General features: G+C 38.0%; 3 protein-coding genes. 2 read left to right on the top strand and 1 reads right to left on the bottom strand.

Annotated elements, in window-relative coordinates; translation table 11 throughout:
* Positions 1-2: 2 nt before the first annotated feature.
* Positions 3-863: a universal stress protein gene (locus ADIARSV_RS00745; protein ID WP_016193420.1), complete on the bottom strand. Its 861-nt coding sequence runs from the start codon at positions 861-863 to the stop codon at positions 3-5.
* A gap of 378 nt (positions 864-1,241) precedes the next feature.
* Between ADIARSV_RS00745 and ADIARSV_RS00740 the strand changes: the two genes are divergently transcribed.
* On the top strand, positions 1,242-1,904 hold the full coding sequence (locus tag ADIARSV_RS00740; protein WP_016193419.1) for a hypothetical protein: 663 nt from the start codon (positions 1,242-1,244) through the stop codon (positions 1,902-1,904).
* A gap of 61 nt (positions 1,905-1,965) precedes the next feature.
* A complete protein-coding gene (locus ADIARSV_RS00735) occupies positions 1,966-3,723 on the top strand; it encodes an amino acid permease (protein WP_040298626.1) in 1,758 nt (585 codons plus the stop codon).
* The last annotated feature ends 11 nt before the right edge of the window (positions 3,724-3,734 follow it).

The following is a 3,734-nucleotide window of genomic DNA, read 5'->3' as shown; positions in this document are numbered from 1 at the left end:
GATTACATCAGTAAATCGTGTTTTGAAGGAATAACAAGCAATGGAATTTTGGTATGATTGGCCATCCTTTTGCTCATGCTGGGTTGAAAAACCCGATCGAGAAAACTTCTTTGGTAGGTAACCATAGATAGCATATCTATTGACTGCTCCTCAATGTAATCTTCCATGGTTTCTTCAAATTCTGTCCCATATAGATGTTTAACAGCTAACACCTGTTCCTTATACTTTTCTTTCAACAAAGATTCATAAGTTGGTATGGCATAACTGCGTTCCAGGATTGTGGATGCTTCATCTTCTTCTTCATCAGAAACTACAGCAACCTGAACTTTGGCTTCATACAGATCAGCGACTTTAAATATAAAATTAAGAAGAAGGGGATCTTTTTCAAAATGATTGGTAGCCAATAAAATTTTCGATGGTTTTTTCCATTCATAATCAAAAGGTATAGCTAAAACGGGCACCTTGCTTTTACCTATGATAGAAGCCGTTTTGCTCCCAAATAGCTTATTATTGATATCACTGGCACCGAATGTACCCATAATGATCATATCGACTCCTTTATCTTTGCAAGTCGTCAGGATACATTCATTTGCATTTCCGCTCATTACACAGGTGCTCACAATTACACCATCAATATCTTCAATGCTGCTTTTAAGTTGATTCAGTTTTTTTCGTGCATCAACTAAAAGGCTGAGGTTATATTCTTTGTTTACGCCAACATAATCGGTATATACACTGGTAGCCTCTTCAAATACGTGAAGCAATATAATTTCTATGGGATGGTTCCTGACTGATCTTACTGCAAAATCCAATGCTTTATCGGCACATTTGGAAAAGTCTGTAGGTACTAATATCTTTTTCATAATCGTAGGATTTTATGTGGTTAATTCATTTTAATATTTATGATTCTGACCCTGAGAATGGGAGAGGTTAATTCAATTTAATCAGGAAAAATAGCAAATATCCTTACTTTCAATACTTTAGCATTACTCAAAATTACTAAGGATTTTTAAGAATTGGTTGATCGTCATTAAAAAGATACGTGATCTTTATCACATAAACAGTTAAAACAATAGGTTATTAATTTATGTTTAAGATGGCTCAAGAAGGGGGGGGGTAATTATTATTTCAGACTATAAATGCTTAAATAAAACTTTTTTGCAGACAATTTGGTTAATGGAACGAGACAGCTTCTAATGGAACAAAAAAAACGGAGTATCCGTCTTGTAAAACACGACTGTATGAAAAAATTACTCGTATTTCCTATATTTTTATTGTTTGTAACATCCGGTTTTGCGCAAAAATGGAAGCCTGTACATATTGATGATTCTGTTCAGGTATCACTTCCTGGTGAATTTACTAAAAAAGACACGCTTGGTCAGATCTTGTTTAACTCCGAATCTTCTTTTGGTGAAATTATGATCACCAAACAGCCGGATAATTCAATAAGCACTCCGGACATAGAAAAGGTAAAACATTTAAAAATTTACTATGATGACTTTATCAAACGGATAAAGACCAGCTCAAACGGGATTGTTTCTGATGAACGGGACACCGTTATAGGCAAATTGCAAGTCAAGGATTTTAAACTTGAAATAGATAGTGGAAGCGGTAAACAATACCGGATGATCCGGATCTTGCATGAAAACTCCTCCACCTACACCTTTCAGTTTTTATACAAAGCTATACATGAAGAATATGCGAAGGGGGAAAGTGACACTTTTTTCAATTCGATAACAATACCCCCATCTGCTGCAGTAAGCACTCAATTTACTGATCCCGAAAACACAACAGGTAAAGCTCCTGTAAACGACAGCAGAATTTACCTCATTATTGGAGCGGTAGTTGTTATTGTGTTAATTATTGTAATTATTATCTTGAGAAAACGAAGGAAAAGGTATTAGCAGGTGATAAGCGGCAAATAATTTTATATTTTTGCCGCTTATAGTAAACAAGTTCTTCTTCATGGCTAAAAACTACTTCAGAAAAAAAACCATTGCACATATTTTATCGGATATTGATAGTGGAATCGGAGATGAAGAGCATCCAGGTGGTTCTAAATCCAGCTTAAACAGGGTATTAGGTGTAAAAGACCTGACCTTTATGGGTATTGCAGCGGTTATAGGAGCCGGAATATTCTCTACGATAGGAGAAGCTGCTTTTAATGGTGGACCCGGCGTCTCTATACTGTTTGTTATCACCGCTATAACCTGTGGATTTTCAGCCTTGTGTTATGCAGAATTTGCTTCCCGCATACCCGTATCAGGAAGTGCCTATACGTACGCTTATGCTTCATTTGGTGAGTTAGTGGCCTGGATTATCGGATGGGACCTTTTAATGGAATATGCTATTGGGAATATTGCAGTAGCGATCTCCTGGAGTGAATATTTCACTAACCTGCTGGAAGGATTTCATATTCATATTCCTGCTTACCTAACCATGGATTATCTGTCTGCTTCCAGAGCGCATGATGAGGTTTTAAGACTTCAGGCATCGGGAAACCTCACATCTATTACGGAAACACTTCAAACGCAAGCATCGGCATGGAATACAGCTCCATTACTTGCTGGCTTTCATTTAATAGCCGATCTGCCGGCATTGCTCATTGTGGCCATCATTACCTGGCTGGTTTATATTGGCATCAAGGAAACAAAAAGAGCGACTAATGCAATGGTTATTCTTAAAATTTGTATTGTTATTGCCGTGATTATATTGGGTGCATTTTATATTACTCCTTCCAATTGGAGCCCTTTTCTTCCAAACGGCTTCTCAGGTGTGATGAAGGGTGTATCTGGTGTATTTTTTGCCTACATCGGTTTTGATGCTATATCAACAACTGCAGAAGAGTGTAAGAATCCACAACGGGATTTGCCCAGGGGCATGTTCTATTCGCTTATTATTTGTACGGTATTGTACATCCTGATTGCTTTAGTACTCACCGGAATGGTGTCGTATAAAGATCTGCGCGTAGGCGATCCCCTTGCTTTTGTATTTACAAAAATTGGCCTTACCCAAATCAGTTATATCATTTCAGTAAGTGCTGTGATCGCTACAGCGAGTGTATTGTTAATTTTTCAAATGGGACAACCGCGGATCTGGATGAGCATGAGTAGGGATGGTCTTCTCCCTAAGCGCTTTTCTAATATCCACCCTAAATATAAAACCCCTGGATTTTCGACCATTGTTACTGGTTTTGTAGTCGCGATACCGGCCTTGTTTATGAACCTGACGGAGGTAACTGACCTAACCAGCATTGGTACCCTCTTTGCGTTTGTGCTCGTGTGTGGCGGAGTATTGATCATGGAGAAGGATATGGAGCAGAAACCAGGCAGGTTTAAGATCCCTTATGTCAGCTCCCGATACATTGTTCCAGGGTTATTTATTGCGGTTATTGCAGTGTTTCACAAGCCCATTTTTGGATTGCTGAGTTATACGGGTGACTGGCACACCTATAAAGATAATATCCCCTACTTCTTGTTTTTTATACTGGCTACCATTATTGCTGTGTTTTCCTATTTGAAAAGTCTTTCGCTAATCCCTGTATTGGGACTTTTGAGTTGCTTTTACCTGATGACTGAATTGGGTTACACAAACTGGTTAAGGTTCCTTATCTGGTTGGGAATTGGGCTGGTGATCTATTTTTCTTACAGCTATAAAAACAGCAAGCTGGGTATAAAGGAAAATTTGCTTAAACAGCGAGGAACAAATGATGAGTTGAATTAATAAACATTCAT

The organism is Arcticibacter svalbardensis MN12-7, from assembly GCF_000403135.1.
GTDB lineage: Bacteria > Bacteroidota > Bacteroidia > Sphingobacteriales > Sphingobacteriaceae > Arcticibacter > Arcticibacter svalbardensis.
This window is presented reverse-complemented; position numbering and strand designations above follow the sequence as displayed.